Origin of the sequence: Psychrobacter sp. (genome assembly GCF_018260395.1) — a bacterium.
In the GTDB taxonomy this organism is placed as follows: Bacteria; Pseudomonadota; Gammaproteobacteria; order Pseudomonadales; family Moraxellaceae; genus Psychrobacter.
This window is the reverse complement of sequence record NZ_JAGLBC010000175.1, coordinates 1-4,224: the sequence shown is the minus strand read 5'-3', so window position 1 is coordinate 4,224 and position 4,224 is coordinate 1. Positions and strand designations below refer to the sequence as shown.

The window sequence follows — 4,224 nt, the reverse complement described above, 5'->3', positions numbered from 1 at the left end:
ATTGTTAAATAGCTAAATAGTTAAACGGCTAAAGAGCTAAATTTAATGGCAATCGCTCTTAGCTCATTTATTTAGACATCGCTTGTAACGCTTGAAACTCACGCTGTCCTTGCATTGCCATAGACAACACAGCCATACGCACCGCAATACCATTGTTGACCTGCTTTAAAATTACTGACTGCGGACCATCGGCTACATTTGAAGCAATTTCTACACCACGATTCATAGGTCCTGGATGCATGACGATAGCGTCAGGTTTGGCTTTTGCTATACGCTCTTGGGTAATACCATACTTCTTAAAGTATTCACCTGAAGCTGCCATTAATGGAGACCCTATGCGTTCATTTTGAATACGTAGCCCCATCACTACATCACAGTCCACCACTCCTTCATCAATATCTTCAAATACTTGGACACCATAACGCTCAATGCCTTTAGGCAATAAAGTGCGTGGCGCTATGACTCGGATTTCTTTTACCCCTAATATTTTTAATGCCGCAATGTCAGAGCGTGCTACACGAGAATGTTTGATATCGCCAATTATGGCCACAGTTAGCTCCTCAAAGGGGCGTGGTGCCTCGCGGTGAATAGTTAGCATGTCTAACATGGCTTGGGTAGGGTGCGCATGCCAGCCGTCTCCCCCATTAATAATGGCAATTTCAGGCGTAACTTCGGTCGCCATAAAGTGCGCTGCACCAGAAGCTGAATGTCTAACCACAAAAATATCAGCCGTCATCGCTTGTAAATTCCACAACGTATCTCGCAGGCTCTCGCCTTTTTGAGTACTGGAACGAGCAATATCAATATTTAAAACATTAGCGCCTAATCGCTTCTCTGCAACTTCAAAGGTAGTACGGGTTCTTGTTGATGGTTCAAAGAATAAGTTCATCACCGTACAGCCTTCAAGCTCTGGGCTGTTGATCAATTGACCGTTTGTATCGAAGAAAGATTCCGCTTTGGTAATGATGGCCAGTAATTGATCGCGGCTTAAGCCCTCAATGCCTAAAAAATGGCGAATATGACCATCGTCGTTTAATTGAGGTTTACTCAGTGAGGCATTCATTCTTGCCGTTGTTGAGTCAAAGATATCAGATTGGGCTGACTGTACGTGTTGCGCAGCATTAAGGTTCGTTAATTCAGTCATGGCAGTTTGAAGTATCCTTTATGAGCAGGTAAGTAGATGAGCACTTAAGATAAAACGCTTCGCTATTTACACATTATTCAATAATTAAAATGGTATGGGTGTATCTTTGATAACAGGGTTTTGTAATTATGGTGGTTATTATAATTAACTTGAACAAGAAATATTGCATGGTTTTTGCTACACTTTGCGCAGACATAGCTATCTTATCTTATTCAAGCAGATGAAATAAGGTTGTGGTCACTTCATTACACAATCAAAGCTTAAATATTGGCATATAAACCTTAAAATAAGAGGTTGTCACAATTTGGTATAGTTTAGCCGATTTGACCTACTTCAAAAAGCAACCCATATAACTTTATCGTACTAAATTTATTTACACTTATTGGCTTTAGCAATAAAGCCGTATATTACCTGACCCATCGTTAAAGGATATTATAATGACCACGCTTAACGACTATTTTCAAAACTATTTAACCAACGCTTCAGCAACCAATAAAACTGAAATAGCGGCGGTAATTAACGTCATTGATACTATAACTACTGTAGGAAAAGAGATTACTGAGCTTCTTCGTAAAGGTGCTTTAGCGGATATCCATGGCGAAGCTGGTGCTGAAAACGTACAAGGCGAGCAACAAAAGAAGCTAGATGTTATTGCCAATGATTTGTTGTTAGATGCTTTGACTGCAAATAAGTATTGTGCTGGCGTGGCTAGTGAAGAGCTTGATGATGCTACTGCAGCAAATGACTCTGGAGAGTTGTTGGTTTTATTTGACCCTTTAGATGGCTCATCAAATATTGATATCAATATGCCAACAGGTACTATCTTCTCAATACTGCCATACCATAATCAAGGTCAGAGCGTTAGTAATAACGATTTCTTACAAAAAGGTACTGACCAATTGGCCGCAGGCTATTTGTTATATGGTTCTTCAGCAATGCTAGCATTTACCTTATCTGAGATACTAGATATAAATAATGATGGTGTTGTGATGTTCAGCTTAAACCCAAGCTCTGGTGAGTTTGAATTGGTTAAAAAGAATATTGCTATCGAGGAAAACACCAAAGAATATGCTATCAATGCTTCAAACTATCGCCATTGGTTACCCCCAATGCAGCAGTATATCGATGAGATACTTGCAGGTAGTACGGGCCCACGTGGCAAAAACTTTAATACCCGCTGGGTTGCAGCAATGGTTGGGGATGTACACCGTATTTTATGTCGTGGCGGTATCTTTTTATATCCTAAAGATACTAAAGATCCAAGCAAAGCTGGCAAACTTCGGTTAATGTATGAAGCCAATCCAATGAGCTTGCTAATTGAACGTGCAGGTGGTGCTTCAACTGATGCGATAAATCGTATTATGGACTACGCGCCTACTGACATTCACCAGCGCGTGGCGGTTGTGTTAGGAGCAAAGAACGAAGTCTTGCATGTCAAACACTTACATAATCTATAATTTTGAAGTATTTTATCTAAAATCCAAACCTTGAGGCTTATGAAATAAGGTCTTACTATTAAAAAAGGCCTTATTTACTTTTACCCGTTCACTTTTATTTGGGTTGTGATACCCTACGCCTTACTAACGTTATTCATGTCATAGTCGGTATAAATCAGTCGACATAAATGATAGTTAGTCTTAATTTTTATTTCAAAAGAGCCATCTATGAACGACTCAATTACACCTGCCATTACCAATAAATTTTCTAATAATCCTGTTATTACCTCAGATAAAAATCCGACGGTAAAACTAGCTAAAGCTTTATTGACTCAATCACGTCAACGTAAGAAGGCTGGCCAAACTGTTTTGGAAGGCGTACATCTTATACAAGCTGCCATTGAAGCGAACCATTTACCTGAACATATTATCATTTCTTACAGTGGTTTATCTCACCTAGAAGTTCAACCGCTATTGGTTTCTTTATCTACTCATCATCTTGATAATCGCCTCACAGTAGTTAGTGATAGTGTTTATCAAAACATCACCACTTTAGGCACTGGTATTGAGATTATGGCCATTGTTGAAGTACCACAGCATGACCTGCTTGCTCTAAAAACCCCAATTACTACTGATTGCTTAATCCTAAATGATGTTCAGGATAATGGTAATGTAGGTACTTTATTACGCACCGCTGCCGCCGTAGGTATTAAGAATATTATCTTTACCAAAGGCAGTGCTCAAGCTTGGTCTCCTAAAACTATGCGTGCAGGGATGGGTGCCCAATTTGGATTAACTATCTATGAAGGTATTGAAGCTGACGAAGTATTAAGCTATTTAAGACTGCCTGTTTATGCTACTAGCTCACATACTGACAATATCATTTATAAGCAAAATCTTAATCGTCCAGTAGCATGGGTCATGGGACACGAAGGTCAGGGCGTCTGTGACGATATAATGAAGCAGGCTACCCCAGTAGCATTACCACAGCCAAACGGTCAAGAAAGCCTAAACGTTGCCATTGCCGGAGCGCTATGTATGTATGAGACCCTTCGTCAAAGAAACTATGCTGACTAGACTATAGTGTATATAAGATTATATTCATCAGTAATAAAAAAGAAATAGCGCCTTTTGGCGCCATTTTTACGTCTATCCTATGATTTAAATCATGATCGATCATGAATTATTAAATATAAGGCTTTTCACGTAACCATTTTGTGGCCAAATATTTTACGCCTTCGGTGACAGGCATACCAGCATGCAATGTCAATGGCTCTATATCACCGTTTAAATCAGTATTGGCAAAATACAAAGCTGAACCCTTTTTGGGGCGAATCTCAAAGTTTAAGTTAGGAAATCGGGTTGAACCGCCAGAATCAACCTCAGATAAATACATCAGTAAAGCACCCAAACGTTGTCCTCCTTTTTCAGTAACTATCTGACTACTTTTTTGGGCTGGATCAAAGTAATCAAAATGAGGACGATATTCACCCCCATCTTCGTATCGTAATAATTGAAGCCCTTCCCCATGATCAATAGGCCAATTTAATAACTCCGCAATACGCGCTTCTATAGTTTTAATTAAATCTGTCTGACCTCTTTGATAACTTGTGCTAGTACTGGTACGTGCATTATGCTCGATAA

General features: G+C 39.5%; 4 protein-coding genes. 2 read left to right on the top strand and 2 right to left on the bottom strand.

The window, feature by feature from the left end; all coding sequences use genetic code 11:
- Window positions 1-67 precede the first annotated feature (67 nt).
- Window positions 68-1,063 carry an aspartate carbamoyltransferase catalytic subunit gene (locus tag QZ265_RS10025; RefSeq protein ID WP_296405810.1) on the bottom strand — a complete coding sequence of 332 codons (996 nt, stop codon included), beginning with the start codon at window positions 1,061-1,063 and terminating at the stop codon, window positions 68-70.
- Between the two features lie 518 nt (window positions 1,064-1,581).
- Here QZ265_RS10025 and QZ265_RS10020 point away from each other — a divergent pair.
- Both QZ265_RS10020 and QZ265_RS10015 read left to right on the top strand, forming a co-directional pair.
- Window positions 1,582-2,601 (top strand): class 1 fructose-bisphosphatase, encoded by a 1,020-nt coding sequence (locus QZ265_RS10020; RefSeq protein WP_296405809.1) that lies wholly within the window; start codon window positions 1,582-1,584, stop codon window positions 2,599-2,601.
- 207 nt (window positions 2,602-2,808) lie between these two features.
- The gene (locus QZ265_RS10015) at window positions 2,809-3,657 is read left to right on the top strand and encodes an RNA methyltransferase (protein WP_296405807.1); all 849 of its coding nucleotides are present in this window, start codon (window positions 2,809-2,811) and stop codon (window positions 3,655-3,657) included.
- Between the two features lie 109 nt (window positions 3,658-3,766).
- Here the strand turns inward: QZ265_RS10015 and QZ265_RS10010 are convergent.
- Window positions 3,767-4,224 (bottom strand): 2OG-Fe(II) oxygenase (locus QZ265_RS10010; RefSeq protein WP_296405805.1); only part of this gene is annotated, 458 nt, incomplete at its 5' end.

Excerpts from the sequence above, each read along its gene's own strand:
- QZ265_RS10025 (WP_296405810.1), bottom strand. The coding sequence starts at position 1,063 with ATGAATGCCTCACTGAGTAAACCTCAATTAAACGACGATGGTCATATT.
- QZ265_RS10020 (WP_296405809.1), top strand. The coding sequence starts at position 1,582 with ATGACCACGCTTAACGACTATTTTCAAAACTATTTAACCAACGCTTCA.
- QZ265_RS10015 (WP_296405807.1), top strand. The coding sequence starts at position 2,809 with ATGAACGACTCAATTACACCTGCCATTACCAATAAATTTTCTAATAAT.